Source organism: Serratia sp. CY29653 (assembly GCF_052169255.1).
Lineage (GTDB): Bacteria > Pseudomonadota > Gammaproteobacteria > Enterobacterales > Enterobacteriaceae > Serratia > Serratia sarumanii.
The window spans coordinates 478168-493617 of record NZ_JBJNLC010000002.1 but is presented as its reverse complement, the minus strand read 5'-3'; the positions used below and the strand labels follow the sequence as shown (position 1 = coordinate 493617).

Here is a 15450-nt window from a genome sequence, read left to right as displayed (position 1 = left end):
AGCGGGCACCGCAGTACGCGACGCCCGAATGCAAGGTGCGGCTTATTTGCTGCCGAAGACGCGGTTTTCCTGCTCCGCCACGCGGATAAAGGTGGTGCGCTTGGTCAGCTCTTTCAGGCGCTCGGCGCCAACGTAGGTGCAAGCAGAGCGCAGGCCGCCGAGGATATCGCGCACGGTAAACTCCACCTCGCCGCGCAGCGGCAGCTTGACGGTTTTGCCTTCGGCCGCGCGATACTCCGCCACGCCGCCGACGTGGCGCTTCATCGCCGACTCGGAGCTCATGCCGTAGAACAGCATGAACTTTTCGCCGTTCTCTTCCACCACGGTGCCTTCACACTCGTCGTGGCCGGCCAGCATGCCGCCCAACATCACGAAGTCAGCGCCGCCGCCGAAGGCTTTAGCGACGTCGCCCGGCACCGAGCAGCCGCCGTCGCTGACGATTTGGCCGCCCAGCCCGTGGGCCGCATCGGCGCATTCGATCACCGCCGACAGCTGCGGGTAGCCCACGCCGGTCTTCACGCGGGTAGTACAGACTGAGCCCGGGCCGATGCCAACCTTAACGATGTCGGCGCCGGAGAGGATCAGCTCTTCCACCATCTCGCCGGTCACTACGTTGCCGGCGCAGATCACGTGATTCGGGCAGGCTTCGCGCGCTTTCTGCAGGAAGGCGACGAAGTGTTCAGAGTAGCCGTTGGCCACGTCGATGCAGATGAATTTCAGCGCCGGAGACAGGGCCAGGATCTGCTGCATTTTGGCGAAGTCGGCTTCGGAGGTGCCGGTGGACACCATCACGTGGCGCAGCACCGATTCCGGCATGCGCTGCACAAAGTCAGCCCATTGCTCGACGCTGTAATGTTTGTGTACGGCGGTGAGAACGTCGAAAGAAGCCAGGGCCTCGGCCATGCGGAAGGTGCCCACCGTGTCCATGTTGGCGGCGATAATTGGCACGCCGGACCAGCTGCAACCTGAATGCTTGAAGGTAAACTGACGTTCCAGTTCAACCTCGGAACGGCTTTTCAGCGTGGAGCGCTTAGGGCGGATCAACACGTCTTTAAAGCCCAACTTCAAATCTTCTTCAATACGCATGACTTATGATTTCCTGGTTAATGGCGACGGATCGCAAGGAGGATGTTCGAATCTCTGCCCGACGGCTTTCCAGTGGCGCAAAAAGGCGGCGGCGAGATTAATGCCAGTTCCAGTGACGTTATAATACGCGCTAATAATCGCCGAACAAGACTGCGAATTCGCCTTTATTTACGCTACAATCCGACAAATTTACCTGCATAATCGCAGTGTGATTGCCCGCTCATTTTTGCCGTGCCGCTGCGCTTTTTCTCGCCGCCCGAACGGTGCCGACGCGCAAGCGCCGCCTGCCGACTTGCACTTCTGCGCGATCGCTTTATGATTCGACTATTATTTTTTTATGAACATCGGATGCACCTAACACCATGGCCTACATTGTTGCGTTGACCGGGGGCATAGGCAGCGGCAAGACGACCGTCGCGAACGCCTTTGCGCGCCACGGCGCAACCCTTGTCGATGCCGACGTGATCGCCCGTCAGGTCGTCGAGCCGGGCACCCCTGCCTTGGCCGCGATCGCCGAACGATTTGGTAATGAAATGTTGCTGCCGGACGGCGCGTTGAACCGCGCTGCGCTGCGTCAGCGCATCTTTAGCCATCCCGATGACAAAACCTGGCTGAACCAGCTGCTGCATCCGCTGATACACCGTGAAACCCAGCGCCAACTGACGCAGGCCGCCAGCCCGTACGCGCTGTGGGTGGTGCCGCTGCTGGTGGAAAACGGCCTGCAGGATCGCGCCGATCGGGTGCTGGTGATCGACGTCGACGCCGAAACCCAGCTGGCTCGCACCATCGCGCGCGACGGCGTCAGCCGTGAGCAGGCGCAAAGCATTCTCGCCGCCCAAGCCACGCGCCGGCAGCGCCTCGCCGTGGCGGATGACATTATTGACAACAGCGGCGCCGCTCAGGGGATAGAGCCACAGGTCGCCGCACTGCATCGTCGCTACCTTGAACTGGCGGCAACAGCGCCCCAACAGGATTAAACTGCATGAGTGATGTTTCCCCAACCGTTCTCTTTGAACACCCGCTGAACGAAAAAATGCGCACCTGGCTGCGCATCGAATTCCTGCTGCAACAGCTGCACGGCCAACGCGCCCTGAGTGAAACCGCCATCGCCCTCACCTTCTTTCGCACCGTCTCCGACTTGCTGGACGTGCTGGAGCGCGGCGAAGTGCGCACCGAACTGCTCAAAGAGCTGGAGCGCCAGCAGCAAAAACTGCTGGCCTGGGCCGATGTGCCGGGCGTGGACATGGCGCTGATCGATCAGCTGCGCGGCCAGTTGAAGTCGCGCGCATCGGCGCTGATGGCGGCACCGCGCCTCGGTCAGGCGTTGCGCGAAGACCGGCTGATCGGCCTGGTGCGTCAACGGCTGAACATTCCCGGCGGCTGCTGCAGCTTCGATCTGCCGACCCTGCACATGTGGATGCACGCGCCGCAGCAGGATCGCGACGCCGACGTCGCCGCCTGGCTGCAGTCGCTGGATCCGCTGAACCAGGCGCTGACCATGGTGCTGGATCTGATCCGCCAGTCCGGGCCGTTCCGCAATCAAATCAGCCTGAACGGCTTCTTCCAGGATAATGCCGAAGGGGCAGATCTGCTGCGCCTGCGCCTCCATCTGGCGCCGCAGCTTTATCCGCAGATTTCCGGCCACAAGACGCGTTATGCCATTCGTTTCCTGCCGCTGGACAGCGAAAATGGCGTGGTGCCTGAACGCCTGACGTTCGAACTGGCCTGTTGTTGAACTTGTGAAAGAAAGCCTTCTCAGCACTGACAGAAGGCGTAAGGAACCGTTATGACGACCGTAGTAAAATGCCCAACCTGTGGCACCGGCGTGGTTTGGGGTGAAGTCAGCCCGTTCCGGCCGTTTTGCAGCAAGCGCTGCCAGCTGATCGATCTCGGCGAGTGGGCCGATGAAGAGAAGCGCATTCCGAGCAACAGCGATCTGTCGGAAAGCGAAGACTGGAGTGAAATGGACGATCGCTGATCGCCCACGGTTGGCCTGGCGGGCGCCAGGCCACGCTTGTCATTGCGCGGCGTTCGCCTGCGCCACCAGCAGTCGGATGATGCCGACGTTGGCTTCCGGGAATTCGTCTTCACGCAGCTCCGCCTGTTTTACCCAGCGCATCGGTTGCCCTTCACGGCCGAACGGCTCGCCTGCCCAGGCCTCCACCAGATAAAAATTCAGCGTCACGATGCGATCGCTGAAGCGATGCTCCACCACCTCCAGCAGCTCGGCACGTTCGGCTTCGATACCGGTCTCTTCCCGCAGCTCGCGGCTCAGCGCCTGTTCCGGCGTTTCACCCTGTTCGATCTTGCCGCCGGGAAACTCCCAGAACCCGGCCATGTGCGCGTCGGCGGCGCGGCGGGTAATAAAGATCTCCCGTTGCGCATTGCGGATGATGCCCACGGCGATATTCAGATGTTTCATCTCACCCTCCTGATGGGTGTCAAAAAACAGGGGCTCAGCAAGCTGAACCCCTGGTATTATCGGTTAACCGCGGCCGGCATTACTGCAGGCGGCCGTGGCACTGCTTGTATTTCTTGCCGGAGCCGCATGGGCATGGATCGTTGCGGCCCACTTTACGCTCGGCGGTCGCCGGCGCGTTCGGATCTTCGGTCACCAGCGCGTTCTCGTCGTGGTGGCTCAACTGTTGGTGCTGCGCCAGACGCTCAGCCTCTTCACGGCGCTGCTGTTCCAGCGCTTCCACCTCTTCCGGCATCCGCACCTGTACCTTGCTCAGCACGCTGATCACTTCGTATTTCAGCGATTCCAGCATGGTGGCGAACATGTTGAAGGATTCACGCTTGTACTCCTGCTTCGGATCCTTCTGCGCATAGCCGCGCAGGTGGATACCCTGACGCAGGTAGTCCATCGCCGCCAGGTGCTCTTTCCACAGGGAGTCCAGCGTCTGCAGCATCACGCCCTTCTCGAAGTTGCGCATCATTTCGCTGCCGACCACGTCTTCCTTACGCTGGTACTGCTCTTTGGCGTTCTCCAGAATGCGTTCGCGCAGCGTCTCTTCGTGCAGCTCCGGCTCTTTGTCCAGCCATTGTGCGATCGGCATCTCCAGATCGAAGTCGTTCTTCAGGCGCTCTTCCAACCCCTGAATGTCCCACTCTTCTTCCAGCGACTGCGGCGTGATGTAGTTGTCGATGGTGCTCTTGAACACGTCCTCGCGGATGCTGGCGATGGTTTCGCTCACGTCGGACACGTCCAGCAATTCGTTACGCTGGCTGTAGATGGCGCGGCGCTGATCGTTGGCGACGTCGTCGTATTCCAGCAGCTGCTTACGGATGTCGAAGTTGCGGCTCTCTACCTTGCGCTGGGCGTTGGCGATCGCCTTGGTCACCCACGGGTGCTCAATCGCTTCGCCTTCTTTCATACCCAGTTTACGCATCATGCCGGACACGCGATCCGAAGCGAAGATACGCATCAGGGCATCTTCCATCGACAGGTAGAAGCGGGATGAACCGGCATCGCCCTGACGACCGGAACGGCCGCGCAGCTGGTTATCGATACGGCGCGATTCATGGCGCTCGGTGCCGATGATATGCAGGCCGCCCGCCGCCAGCACCGCGTCGTGGCGTTCTTTCCAGGCGGCTTTGATGGCTTCGATCTGCTCTTCGGTCGGCGCTTCCAGCAGCGCCACTTCGGCCTGCCAGCTGCCGCCCAGCACGATATCGGTACCACGGCCCGCCATGTTGGTGGCGATGGTCACCGCGCCGCTCTGGCCGGCCTGGGCGACGATATCCGCTTCCATGGCGTGGAACTTGGCGTTCAGCACCTTGTGCTCGATGCCCGCTTTGGTCAGTTCGCGGGAAACCACTTCGGATTTCTCGATCGAGATGGTGCCCACCAGCACCGGCTGGCCTTTGGCGGTACGCTCGCGGATGTCCTCGATGATGGCGCCGATCTTCTCTTTCTCGGTCATATATACCAGATCCGGCATGTCCTTACGGATCATCGGACGGTTGGTTGGCACCACGATGGTGTCCAGCTTGTAGATCGAGCTGAATTCGAAGGCTTCGGTATCAGCGGTACCGGTCATCCCCGCCAGCTTCTCGTACAGACGGAAGTAGTTCTGGAAGGTGATCGAAGCCAGCGTCTGGTTCTCGTTCTGGATCTCCACGCCTTCTTTGGCTTCCACCGCCTGGTGCAGGCCGTCGGACCAGCGGCGGCCCTGCATGGTACGGCCGGTGTGTTCGTCGACGATGATCACTTCGCCGTCTTTCACGATGTAGTCAACGTCGCGGGTGAACAGCACGTGGGCGCGCAGCGCGGCGGTAACGTGGTGCATCAGCATGATGTTGGTCGGTGAGTACAGCGACTCGCCCTCATCCATGATGCCGGCTTCCACCAGCATCTCTTCGATCAGGATCAGGCCGCGTTCGGTCAGGTGAACCTGGCGCGCCTTCTCATCCACCGAGAAGTGCCCTTCCCCCTTGAAGGTGTCGGAGTCTTCTTTTTCCTGGCGGATCAGTTTAGGGATCAGCTTGTTGACCTTGATGTACATCTCGGAGCTGTCTTCGGCCGGGCCGGAGATGATCAGCGGCGTACGCGCTTCATCGATCAGGATGGAGTCCACCTCATCCACCAGCGCATAGTGCAGTTTGCGCTGCACGCGCTCTTCCGGGCTGAACGCCATGTTGTCGCGCAGGTAGTCGAAGCCGTATTCGTTGTTGGTACCGTAGGTGATGTCGGCGGCGTAAGCTTCACGCTTGGCCGGCGCCGGCATGCCCGGCAGGTTGATACCGATGCTCAGGCCGAGGAACTCGAACAGCGGACGGTTGTTTTCGGCGTCACGCTGCGCCAGATAGTCGTTGACGGTCACGACGTGCACGCCGCGGCCGCTCAGGGCGTTCAGGTAAGCCGGCAGCGTCGCGGTCAGGGTTTTACCTTCACCGGTGCGCATCTCGGCGATGCAGCGATCGTTCAGCACCATGCCGCCCAGCAGCTGCACGTCGAAGTGACGCATGCCGAACACGCGTTTGCTCGCCTCACGCACTACGGCGAAGGCTTCCGGGATCAGGCTTTCCAGCGATTCGCCCTTCTCCAGGCGCGCGCGGAATTCGTTGGTTTTCGCTTTCAGCTCATCATCGGACAGTTTTTCCATGTCCGGTTCCATGCGGTTGATCTGCTCAACCACTTTGCGCATGCGGCGCAGGGTACGATCGTTACGGCTGCCAAAAACTTTGGTTAATAATTTCACTAACATGATGTTTGATATCTCTGTCATGACGGCCTGACACGGCAGTCAACTTGCTATTATTTATGGTTTTTGTGCCCGAAGGGCGGAGTCAGACGAGCGCGGCAGGCCCGGCGCGAATGCCCTGTACCTGCGCCACCCACAGGCCGGTCTGGTGCCGTGCCAGCGTTGGCAGCACCTCAAGGTGGGTGTGGCGAATGATGGTCGGCGGCTTCGGCTCGTGCGTCAGCAGCGCGTTGAGGGTGGACAGCAGCGCCAGTTGCGCCACCTGCAAAGGGGGTTCGGCTTCGGCTTCGCTCTCCTGCACCCGCGCATAAACCGCCTGCGGAGCCAGCGCGAAAGAAAGGTGACGAATGACGGTGCGCAGCGCATGTTGCTGCCAATAATCTACGCTGAAGGTAGGACGGCGGTGCGCGTCCTGCAGCAGGGCCAGGCTGTTGAAGGTGCCATTGGCCGCATTTTGCCGGTTAAGGCTGGACGACGTATTCGGCAGTGCGGCCTGATCGGGGGCGCCGGGCAAATTGGAAGACGCGCCAAGCGTGGCCGCAACCATCCCTAACAGGAGATGGGGCCAGAAATAACGTCTGCCAAATTGTCGCCAACGATTTAGAATACCGATCACGAGTTTATAATCCGCCGGAGCCCATTATGCGCGATAGCCGTCCACAATTATTAGATGTCCTGTTCGACGACGCGTCTGCCGGCAGCAAAGGGCCGCTGCATAACGTCCAGCAACGCGCGGTGGCGCTGCTCAAGCTTAACCGTGCAGTGAAGAGCCTGTTGCCCGCTCCCCTGCATCCCTGGTGCCGCGTCGCGAATTTCCGACAGGGTATTTTAGTGCTCGAAACGGCAAATGCCAGCTGGATGATGCGCTTGCGCTACGAACAACCCGCTCTGCTGTCTGCACTACGAGCGCAAATTCTACCATCATTGTCGTCGATCGACATCAGGATTAATCCGGCCTTGATGGCGAAAGGCAGCCACCAGGTGCAAAACGCAGAGAAAGCGCCGGAAAAACCCGTGCCGATGCGGCATTTGAGTCTGAAAAGTGCGGAAGAGCTGAGAGGGTTGGCGAGCCGTAGCCCGGAGAAACTGCGCAAGATATTGGAACGGCTGGCTGCATTGGCCGGAGAGGGTACCAACACAACCAGTCGTGATAAGTGATCAGCGACACAGCTGCAAAACATCAGACGGCATCACGAGCCTGAATTCTCAGGCTCTCAGAGGATGCGCCTGCCATTATTTGCAGCAGGCGAGGAATTCAGACCTTACGCCAATACGGTGGACGGTGCCTTGAATGCCAACGGCATTTCGGCTTCGTCCTGGAAGGTCACGTATTCCCACGCTTCCTGCTTGGCCAGTACGGCCTGCAGCAGTTTGTTGTTCAGCGCGTGGCCAGACTTGAACGCGGTGAACGCGCCAATGATGTTGTGGCCGCACATGAACAGGTCGCCGATGGCGTCCAGCATTTTGTGACGTACGAATTCGTCTTCGAAACGCAGACCGTCTTCGTTCAGCACGCGGTAGTCATCTACCACGATAGCGCAATCGAAGCTGCCGCCCAGGGCCAGGCCGCGGGACTGCAGGTATTCGATGTCGCGCATAAACCCGAAGGTGCGCGCGCGGCTGATTTGACGCACGAACGACTCAGCCGAGAAATCGAGACGATAGCGCTGAGAGCTGGCGTCGATAGCCGGGTGGTTGAAGTCGATGGTGAAGTCCAGGCGGAACCCGTTATGCGGGGACAGCTCAGCCCATTTGTCGCCATCTTCAACACGCACGGTCTCTTTCAGACGCAGGAATTTCTTCGCCGAGTTCAGTTCTTCGATGCCGGCATCCAGCAGCAAGAACACGAACGGACTGGCGCTGCCGTCCATGATTGGGATTTCAGCGGCGTCGACTTCGATAACGATGTTGTCGATGCCCAACCCAGCCAGCGCGGCGTTGAGGTGCTCAACGGTCGAAATACGCACGTCATGCTCATTCACCAGGCAAGTACAGAGCATGGTATCACGCACGGATTTTGCATCAGCCGGAAAATCAACCGGTGGATTCAAGTCAGTGCGACGATAGATGACCCCGGTATTAGCCGGCGCTGGGCGCATTGTCAGCGTGACTTTCTTGCCGGTATGCAAACCGACGCCAGTCGCCTGAACAATACGTTTTAATGTCCTTTGTTTGATCATCGTTTTATCTCGCAATGTTATCCATCCTACCAGCCAAGCATACAGCATGGCTGGCGGGACAGTTTAGCACAAAGAGCGGAGATTCCAAATTCTCAGGATATTCTTAGTCTGCCTGTTTACGCAGGAAGGCTGGAATATCAAGATAGTCGGGCTCTTTATTCGGTTGCGCAGCTTGGTCGTTGACCACCTTGGCGGCAGGTTTCACTTCCTGCGGCAGAGGCGACATGCCGTGCTGCTGATAACGGTGATCCATCACCGGCTGGCTGGCCTGCTTATTGGTCACCAGGGTGATTTCAGGACGTTTGTCCATACCGATACCGGTTGCAACCACGGTAACGCGCAGTTCGTCGTTCATTTCCGGATCCAGCGAGGTACCGATAACCACGGTCGCGTTGTCGGAAGCGAACGCACGGATGGTGTTACCCACGGTTTCGAACTCATCCAGACGCAGGTCGAAGCCGGCGGTAATGTTGACCAGCACGCCGCGCGCGCCGGACAGGTCGATGTCTTCCAGCAGTGGGCTGGAGATCGCCATTTCGGCCGCTTCTTCGGCACGGTCTTCACCGCAAGCCACGCCGGAACCCATCATCGCGTAGCCCATTTCGGACATCACGGTGCGCACGTCGGCGAAGTCGACGTTCATCAGGCCCGGACGGGTGATCAGCTCGGCGATACCCTGCACCGCGCCTTTCAGCACGTCGTTGGCCGCGCCGAACGCATCCAGCAGAGAGATGCCGCGCCCCAGAACTTTCAGCAATTTGTCGTTCGGGATGGTGATCAGCGAGTCCACGTGTTTGGACAGCTCAGCGATACCCTGCTCCGCGAATGCCATGCGCTTCTTGCCTTCGAAGTTGAAAGGCTTGGTCACCACGGCCACGGTCAGAATACCCAAATCTTTAGCCACTTCAGCCACCACTGGCGCCGCACCGGTACCGGTACCGCCACCCATGCCGGCCGCGATGAAGACCATGTCTGCGCCGTCCAGCGCTGCGCGCAGGGCTTCGCGGTCTTCTTCCGCTGAATTGCGACCCACTTCCGGGTTCGCGCCCGCACCCAGACCTTTGGTAATACCGCTACCGATCTGGATGGTTTGGCCAACCGCCGTTTTGCGGAGCGCCTGGGCGTCCGTGTTCACAGCGAAGAATTCAACACCTTCGATGCGCTCGCGCACCATGTGTTCAACGGCGTTGCCACCGCCGCCGCCGACGCCGATGACTTTAATCACCGCGTCATTGGTTAGTTCCATTGGTTCAAACATAGTTTCTCTCCGTTTTGTGCCTGTCGCTGCGAGATCATAAAAAGATTACTCAGCATGATCTCTTTGTTGAAACATTAAAACTCTTTTCTCAGCCAGCTATTGATGCGTTTAAACCAATTGCCCACCGAGGCGCGTTTTTCTACTTCCGTCTCACCGCTCAGGTGAGACTCTTTTCCATAGTGCAGCAGACCTACCGCCGTCGAGTAGTAAGGCTCCTGCGCATAATCCGTCAGACCCGTGATGTTCAAGGGTTGGCCGATGCGTACCTGAGTGTGGAACACCCGTTGCGCACAGGCTGCCAGGCCATCAATCTGGGCGGCGCCACCGGTCAGCACGATACCTGCCGCCAGATGATGCTTCACCCCTTGCTGACGCAGTTGCTCCTGCAATTGCAAAATTTCATCGTTAACCAGATTCAACAGTTCGGTGTAGCGTGGCTCAATGACTTCAGCCAGCGTCTGTCTTTGCAGACTGCGCGGAGGACGTCCCCCGACGCTAGGCACCTCTACATTCTCATCCTTGCTAACAATCGACCCAAGCGCACAGCCGTGTCGAACTTTAATCGCTTCCGCGTCGGTCGGCGGCGTGCCGAAGGCGTAGGCGATATCGCTGGTGACCACGTTCCCGGCATAAGGGATCACTTTGGTGTGGCGCAGCGCACCGCCGGTGTACACCGCCATATCCATGGTGCCGCCGCCGATATCCACCACGCAAACGCCGAGTTCGCGTTCATCTTCGGTCAGCACCGCGTAGCTCGCGGCCAGACCGGCGAAAATAAGTTGGTCAACTTTCAGGCCGCAACGTTCCACGGCCTTGACGATGTTCTTCGCCATATCGTTATGGCAGGTAATCAGATGCACCTTGGCCTGCATGCGCACGCCGGACAGCCCAACCGGGTTTTTAATGCCTTCCTGATAATCGATGGCGTATTCCTGAGGAATCACGTGCAGGATGCGGTGTTCGTCGCGCACGCGCACCGATTTGGCGGTGTGCACCACGTTCTCCACGTCATCCTGCGTCACTTCCTCTTCCGAAATCGGCACCATGCCGATTTCGTTCTGGCAGCTGATGTGTTTGCCCGACAGCGCCAGATACACCGAGGAGATCTGGCAGTCCGCCATCAGCTCGGCCTGATCGATGGCGCGCTGTACGCACTTCACCACCGACTCCAGGTCGTTTACGCCACCCTTATCCATGCCGCGAGACGGGCAGCTGCCCACCCCGATAATGTTGACCATGCCATCGGGCAGAACTTCCCCTACCAATGCGGAGACTTTTGCAGTACCGATCTCCAGTCCAACTACCAGTTTTCTGTCCGTCGACTTGATCATTGTTGTTTTGCCTGTGCCTGATTCTGTTGCTGATTACTGTTTTGCTGACCGCCAAGCGCCTGCGGATCGACCAACACCGGAGCCCACCCTACCGAAGCGCCGGACTCGTAGCGCAGATCGACATAGCTGACACGCTTGCTCTCCGCCTGGCCCTGCTGCTGCAATACCGGGTAAAGCTCGATAAACCGCTGCAAACGCCCATTGCGGTCATCGCGCCCCAGCTCAAGCCGGACATCGTTGTCCAGCGCCAGCTGCCAGGAATGGCGCGCGGTCATCGCCGCCATTTTCAGCGTATATTTGCTGGCCGCCAACGAAGCGCTCATCGCCCGATAGCCTTCCAGCACATCCTGCTCGCTCCCTTCCGGCCCGTAGAGCAGCGGCAACTTCTGCTTGCCCGCCCGCTCCGCCGGCACGCTGAACGCTTTGCCTTCGGCGTCCACCATGTGCAAATCGTTCCAGCGCGCCACCGGGACGTACTCCACCAGATGGATCTTCAGCTCATCCGGCCATTGTTTGCGCACGCTGGCCTGCTTGATCCACGGCAGACGCTCGATCTGCTGCTGGATAACGTCCACATCCTGCGTCATAAAGGTGCCGGGCGCGCCCAGCGCCAGGATCGCCTGACGAATATCATCGTTGGTGGTGTAGTGGCGTTCGCCGGTCACCACCAGCCTTGAGAGCGGCAGGCGACTGGCGTCTTTCATCCAGCCAAGCACCGCCCAACCGCTCCACACGACCGTTCCCAACACCATCAGCAGGAAAATCATTCCCGCCAACTGGGTTCCATTGCTGCGGCGCGGGCCGTTATCCACCTCGCGATCGCGCGCATTCAGGGCAGCTTGCGACATATCAGTCGGCCAACTCCAAAATTCTCGCCACCAACTGCGAGAAGCTTAATCCAAACTGGCGCGCTGCCATCGGCACCAGGCTATGACTGGTCATGCCCGGAGAGGTATTCACCTCAAGCAGATAGAAGCTGCCATCGCTGTCTTGCATCACGTCGACGCGACCCCAGCCGCTGCAGTCCAGGCCGCGATAGGCGCGCAGCGCCAACGCCGCCATCTCGGCTTCCTGCTCGGCGCTCAAACCGCTCGGGCAGAAGTACTGCGTGTCGTCCGAAATGTACTTGGCCTGATAGTCGTAAAACACGCCGGCCGGCTGGATGCGGATCGACGGCAGCACCTGGTCGCCCAGCATCGCCACGGTGTATTCCGGGCCGCTCAGCCATTTCTCCACCAGCACATCGTCGTCATGACGGAAGGCCTCTTCCAGCGCGGCTTCCAACGCGGCGCTCTCGGTGACCTTGCTCATGCCGACGCTGGAGCCTTCTCGGCTCGGCTTGACGATCAGCGGCAGGCCGAGATCCGCCACGCGCGCCAGCAGCGCTGCTTTTTCAGCGCCGAGATACAGCTGGCGATTCAGCGCCACGTAAGGCGCCACCGGCAAGCCCATCGACTGCCACACCATCTTGGTGCGCCATTTGTCCATGGTCAGCGCCGAGGCCATCACGCCGCTGCCGGTATAAGGCAGCTCGAGGAACTCCAGCAGCCCCTGTAGGGTGCCGTCCTCGCCGCCGCGGCCATGCAGCGCGATAAACACTTTGGTGAACCCCTGCTCTTTCAGCTGGGTCACCGGGAAATCGCGGGTATCGACGCCGTGCGCATCGATACCGGCTTCGCGCAACCCGGCCAGCACCGCGGCGCCGGATTGCAGGGAAACGTCACGTTCAGCGGAGGTGCCGCCCAGCAGAACTGCAACTTTATCAGCCATGGTGCTCCTCCTCTTTCTTCGGCGGCTGCAGCTTCAGCTCGGCCAGTTTACGGGCGATTTTGCCCACGTTGCCGGCGCCTTGCACCAGCACCAGGTCTTCATCCTGCAGCAGCTGCGCCAGGGTTTCCGGCACGGTATCGGCATCGGAAACCAGGATCGGATCCAGCTTACCGCGGCTGCGGATGGTGCGGCACAGCGAACGGCTGTCCGCGCCCGGGATCGGCGCTTCGCCGGCGGCGTACACGTCGAGCATCAGCAGCACATCCACCTGCGACAGCACGTTGGCGAAATCGTCGTACAGATCGCGGGTGCGCGTATAACGGTGCGGCTGGAAGATCATCACCAGACGCTTGTCCGGCCAGCCGGCGCGCGCCGCTTTCAGCGTGGCGTCCACTTCGGTCGGATGGTGGCCGTAGTCGTCCACCAGCATCGCGCTGCCCGCTTTGCCGTTGACCGGCTCCAGCGGGAACTCACCGAGGAAATCGAAGCGGCGCCCGGTGCCCTGGAAGCCCGCCAGCGCGCGCAGGATATCCTCGTCGTCGATGCCTTCTTCGGTCGCTACCGCTACCGCCGCTGCGGCGTTCAACGCATTGTGGCGGCCCGGCGCGTTCAGCGTCACCGTCAGCAACGGCTTGTCCTGACGGCTCAGGGTAAAGTGCCCCTGCGGCCCAATCTGCCGGTAGTCTTCGATGCGCACATCGGCATCGTCACTGAAGCCGTAGGTGGTGATATGGCGACCCACGCGCGGCAACAGCTCGCGCACTACCGGATCGTCGATGCACATCACCGCGCGGCCGTAGAACGGCAGGTTGTGCAAGAAATTGATAAACGTCTGCTTCAGGTTCTCAAAGTCGCCCTGGTAGGTGTCCATGTGGTCGGCTTCGATGTTGGTGACCACGGCCACCATCGGCTGCAGATGCAGGAACGACGCATCGCTCTCATCCGCTTCCGCGATCAGATAACGGCTGGACCCCAGTCGCGCGTGGGTGCCCGCCGCCTTCACCAGCCCGCCGTTGACAAAGGTCGGGTCCAGGCGGGCTTCGGCGTAAATGCTCGAGACCATCGCCGTGGTGGTGGTTTTGCCGTGCGTGCCGGCGATAGCGATGCCGTGGCGAAAACGCATCAGCTCCGCCAGCATCTCTGCGCGGCGGATCACCGGGATGCGCGCTTCACGGGCGGCGACGATCTCCGGGTTGTCGGCGGAGATGGCGGTAGACACCACCACCACGCTCGCATCCAGCACGTTTTCCGGACGGTGATTGAAGTAAATCGTCGCCCCGAGCGCGCTCAACTGTTGGGTGACCGGATTCGGCGCCAGGTCGGAGCCGCTGATCTGATACCCTTCGTTTGCCAACACTTCGGCGATACCACCCATGCCGGCACCACCGATGCCGACAAAGTGAATGTGCCGGACGCGACGCATCTCGGGCACGATAGTACGTAGTTTCGCCAGTTGTTGTGTATTCATCACTCTCTCTAATACGGATCCGGTACCCCGGCCCTACATCACATTGCTTTTATTCAGGTTCAGCGCACCGAACCCCTGCACTCGTTACTTGGCGAGCCGCACCAGCTCCGCCGCCACGCGCTCGGTGGCGTCCGGAATGGCGACCGCGCGCGCTTTCTCGGCCATGGCCAGCAGCGTCTTGCGATCCCAGCTCGCCAGCAGTTCGGCCACCACATCGGCGTTGAACTGCGGCTGTTCGATAATCTTCGCCGCGCCGGCTTCTTCCAGCGGGCGCGCGTTCCAGTACTGCTGACGGTCCTTATGCATGAACGGCACGAAGATCGCCGGCAGCCCCGCCGCCGCGATTTCGCTGACGGTCAACGCGCCGGAGCGGCAGACCACCACGTCGGCCCAGGCGTAGGCGGCGGCCATGTCGTCGATGAACTCGGTCACCTTGTGCTGCGTCTGCCCTACCCTTTCGTAGTCGCGCAGCACCGTTTCCAGCGCGCCCTTGCCAACCTGATGCCAGAGCGTAATTCTATCGCCCAAACGCGCCGCGACTTCAGGAACTGTCTGATTCAGCACGCGCGCGCCCTGACTTCCGCCAATCACCAGCACGCGGATCGGGCCTTCACGCCCTTGCAACCGCTCCGCCGGCAACGGCAGCGCCAACACGTCGGTGCGCACCGGGTTGCCCACCACCTCGGCGTTCGGGAACGCGCCGGGGAAGGCCTGCATCACTTTGGCGGCGATGCGCGCCAGCCAGCGGTTGGTCAAGCCGGCGATGCCGTTCTGCTCGTGCAGCACCACCGGGATGCCGCACTGCCAAGCCGCCAGGCCACCGGGGCCGGAAACGTAACCGCCCATCCCCAGCACCACATCCGGCTGATAGCTGCGCATGATGGCTTTCGCCTGGCGCACCGCCTGCCAGATCCGCAGCGGCGCAGTCAGCTGGGCCTTCAGGCCTTTGCCGCGCAGGCCGGAGATGCGGATAAAATCAATCTCGATCCCATGCTTCGGCACCAGATCGGCTTCCATTCGGTCTGCGGTTCCGAGCCAGCGCACCTGCCAGCCCTGCGCCATCAGATGATGCGCGACCGCCAGCCCCGGGAACACGTGCCCGCCGGTACCGCCTGCCATCACCATTAAACGCTTAGGTTTCCCGCTCATC

The 15450-nt window shown here is 60.5% G+C and carries 15 protein-coding genes; 4 read left to right on the top strand and 11 right to left on the bottom strand.

The features are described from left to right. Window positions 1-42: 42 nt before the first annotated feature. Window positions 43-1086: a GMP reductase gene (locus tag ACJ8HN_RS15840; RefSeq protein WP_015376656.1), complete on the bottom strand. Its 1044-nt coding sequence runs from the start codon at window positions 1084-1086 to the stop codon at window positions 43-45. Between the two features lie 362 nt (window positions 1087-1448). Here ACJ8HN_RS15840 and coaE point away from each other — a divergent pair, with 362 nt between their 5' ends. From coaE to yacG, 3 genes are read left to right on the top strand one after another with little or no spacing between them, the layout of a single operon-like run. Continuing rightward, window positions 1449-2063, top strand: coding sequence for a dephospho-CoA kinase (gene coaE, locus ACJ8HN_RS15835; protein WP_442523685.1), 615 nt, complete (start codon window positions 1449-1451; stop codon window positions 2061-2063). A 5-nt stretch (window positions 2064-2068) separates the two neighbouring features. Then, a complete protein-coding gene (gene zapD / locus ACJ8HN_RS15830; protein ID WP_033637118.1) occupies window positions 2069-2821 on the top strand; it encodes a cell division protein ZapD in 753 nt (250 codons plus the stop codon). 51 nt (window positions 2822-2872) lie between these two features. Then, window positions 2873-3064 (top strand): DNA gyrase inhibitor YacG, encoded by a 192-nt coding sequence (gene yacG / locus ACJ8HN_RS15825; RefSeq protein ID WP_004932737.1) that lies wholly within the window; start codon window positions 2873-2875, stop codon window positions 3062-3064. 39 nt (window positions 3065-3103) lie between these two features. Here yacG and mutT read toward each other — a convergent pair whose 3' ends face one another. The 3 genes from mutT to secM all read right to left on the bottom strand — a co-directional run bounded on the left by mutT (window position 3104) and on the right by secM (window position 6909). Next, window positions 3104-3508 carry an 8-oxo-dGTP diphosphatase MutT gene (mutT, locus tag ACJ8HN_RS15820; protein WP_049196040.1) on the bottom strand — a complete coding sequence of 135 codons (405 nt, stop codon included), beginning with the start codon at window positions 3506-3508 and terminating at the stop codon, window positions 3104-3106. A gap of 79 nt (window positions 3509-3587) precedes the next feature. Beyond that, window positions 3588-6296: a preprotein translocase subunit SecA gene (gene secA / locus ACJ8HN_RS15815; protein ID WP_049213091.1), complete on the bottom strand. Its 2709-nt coding sequence runs from the start codon at window positions 6294-6296 to the stop codon at window positions 3588-3590. Window positions 6297-6378: 82 nt separating this feature from the next. Beyond that, complete coding sequence (gene secM / locus ACJ8HN_RS15810; RefSeq protein WP_442523684.1) at window positions 6379-6909, bottom strand: secA translation cis-regulator SecM; 531 nt, start codon at window positions 6907-6909, stop codon at window positions 6379-6381. Window positions 6910-6935: 26 nt separating this feature from the next. On the opposite strand from secM, the gene ACJ8HN_RS15805 reads away from it, so the two are divergent. Continuing rightward, complete coding sequence (locus ACJ8HN_RS15805) at window positions 6936-7451, top strand: DUF721 domain-containing protein (RefSeq protein ID WP_442523683.1); 516 nt, start codon at window positions 6936-6938, stop codon at window positions 7449-7451. 104 nt (window positions 7452-7555) lie between these two features. On the opposite strand, the gene lpxC is transcribed toward ACJ8HN_RS15805, so the two are convergent. The 7 genes from lpxC to murG all read right to left on the bottom strand — a co-directional run bounded on the left by lpxC (window position 7556) and on the right by murG (window position 15449). Further along, window positions 7556-8473 carry a UDP-3-O-acyl-N-acetylglucosamine deacetylase gene (gene lpxC / locus ACJ8HN_RS15800; RefSeq protein WP_004932754.1) on the bottom strand — a complete coding sequence of 306 codons (918 nt, stop codon included), beginning with the start codon at window positions 8471-8473 and terminating at the stop codon, window positions 7556-7558. A 103-nt stretch (window positions 8474-8576) separates the two neighbouring features. Beyond that, window positions 8577-9731 (bottom strand): cell division protein FtsZ, encoded by a 1155-nt coding sequence (ftsZ, locus tag ACJ8HN_RS15795; RefSeq protein WP_004932757.1) that lies wholly within the window; start codon window positions 9729-9731, stop codon window positions 8577-8579. A gap of 74 nt (window positions 9732-9805) precedes the next feature. Beyond that, window positions 9806-11062, bottom strand: a complete 1257-nt coding sequence (gene ftsA, locus ACJ8HN_RS15790) for a cell division protein FtsA (RefSeq protein ID WP_004932758.1) — start codon at window positions 11060-11062, stop codon at window positions 9806-9808. Further along, complete coding sequence (gene ftsQ / locus ACJ8HN_RS15785) at window positions 11059-11910, bottom strand: cell division protein FtsQ (RefSeq protein ID WP_033637108.1); 852 nt, start codon at window positions 11908-11910, stop codon at window positions 11059-11061. The genes ftsA and ftsQ overlap by 4 nt, the downstream gene beginning before the upstream one ends. Before the next feature lies 1 nt (window position 11911). Continuing rightward, window positions 11912-12832, bottom strand: coding sequence for a D-alanine--D-alanine ligase (locus ACJ8HN_RS15780; RefSeq protein WP_033641257.1), 921 nt, complete (start codon window positions 12830-12832; stop codon window positions 11912-11914). After that, window positions 12825-14300, bottom strand: a complete 1476-nt coding sequence (gene murC / locus ACJ8HN_RS15775) for a UDP-N-acetylmuramate--L-alanine ligase (protein ID WP_033637105.1) — start codon at window positions 14298-14300, stop codon at window positions 12825-12827. The genes ACJ8HN_RS15780 and murC overlap by 8 nt, the downstream gene beginning before the upstream one ends. Window positions 14301-14384: 84 nt before the next feature. Further along, window positions 14385-15449, bottom strand: a complete 1065-nt coding sequence (murG, locus tag ACJ8HN_RS15770) for an undecaprenyldiphospho-muramoylpentapeptide beta-N-acetylglucosaminyltransferase (RefSeq protein ID WP_004932773.1) — start codon at window positions 15447-15449, stop codon at window positions 14385-14387. Window position 15450: the final 1 nt, after the last annotated feature.

Coding starts and splice junctions, on each gene's coding strand:
- ACJ8HN_RS15840 (WP_015376656.1), bottom strand. CDS start 1,086: ATGCGTATTGAAGAAGATTTGAAGTTGGGCTTTAAAGACGTGTTGATC.
- coaE (WP_442523685.1), top strand. CDS start 1,449: ATGGCCTACATTGTTGCGTTGACCGGGGGCATAGGCAGCGGCAAGACG.
- zapD (WP_033637118.1), top strand. CDS start 2,069: ATGAGTGATGTTTCCCCAACCGTTCTCTTTGAACACCCGCTGAACGAA.
- yacG (WP_004932737.1), top strand. CDS start 2,873: ATGACGACCGTAGTAAAATGCCCAACCTGTGGCACCGGCGTGGTTTGG.
- mutT (WP_049196040.1), bottom strand. CDS start 3,508: ATGAAACATCTGAATATCGCCGTGGGCATCATCCGCAATGCGCAACGG.
- secA (WP_049213091.1), bottom strand. CDS start 6,296: ATGTTAGTGAAATTATTAACCAAAGTTTTTGGCAGCCGTAACGATCGT.
- ACJ8HN_RS15805 (WP_442523683.1), top strand. CDS start 6,936: ATGCGCGATAGCCGTCCACAATTATTAGATGTCCTGTTCGACGACGCG.
- lpxC (WP_004932754.1), bottom strand. CDS start 8,473: ATGATCAAACAAAGGACATTAAAACGTATTGTTCAGGCGACTGGCGTC.
- ftsZ (WP_004932757.1), bottom strand. CDS start 9,731: ATGTTTGAACCAATGGAACTAACCAATGACGCGGTGATTAAAGTCATC.
- ftsA (WP_004932758.1), bottom strand. CDS start 11,062: ATGATCAAGTCGACGGACAGAAAACTGGTAGTTGGACTGGAGATCGGT.
- ftsQ (WP_033637108.1), bottom strand. CDS start 11,910: ATGTCGCAAGCTGCCCTGAATGCGCGCGATCGCGAGGTGGATAACGGC.
- ACJ8HN_RS15780 (WP_033641257.1), bottom strand. CDS start 12,832: ATGGCTGATAAAGTTGCAGTTCTGCTGGGCGGCACCTCCGCTGAACGT.
- murC (WP_033637105.1), bottom strand. CDS start 14,300: ATGAATACACAACAACTGGCGAAACTACGTACTATCGTGCCCGAGATG.
- murG (WP_004932773.1), bottom strand. CDS start 15,449: ATGAGCGGGAAACCTAAGCGTTTAATGGTGATGGCAGGCGGTACCGGC.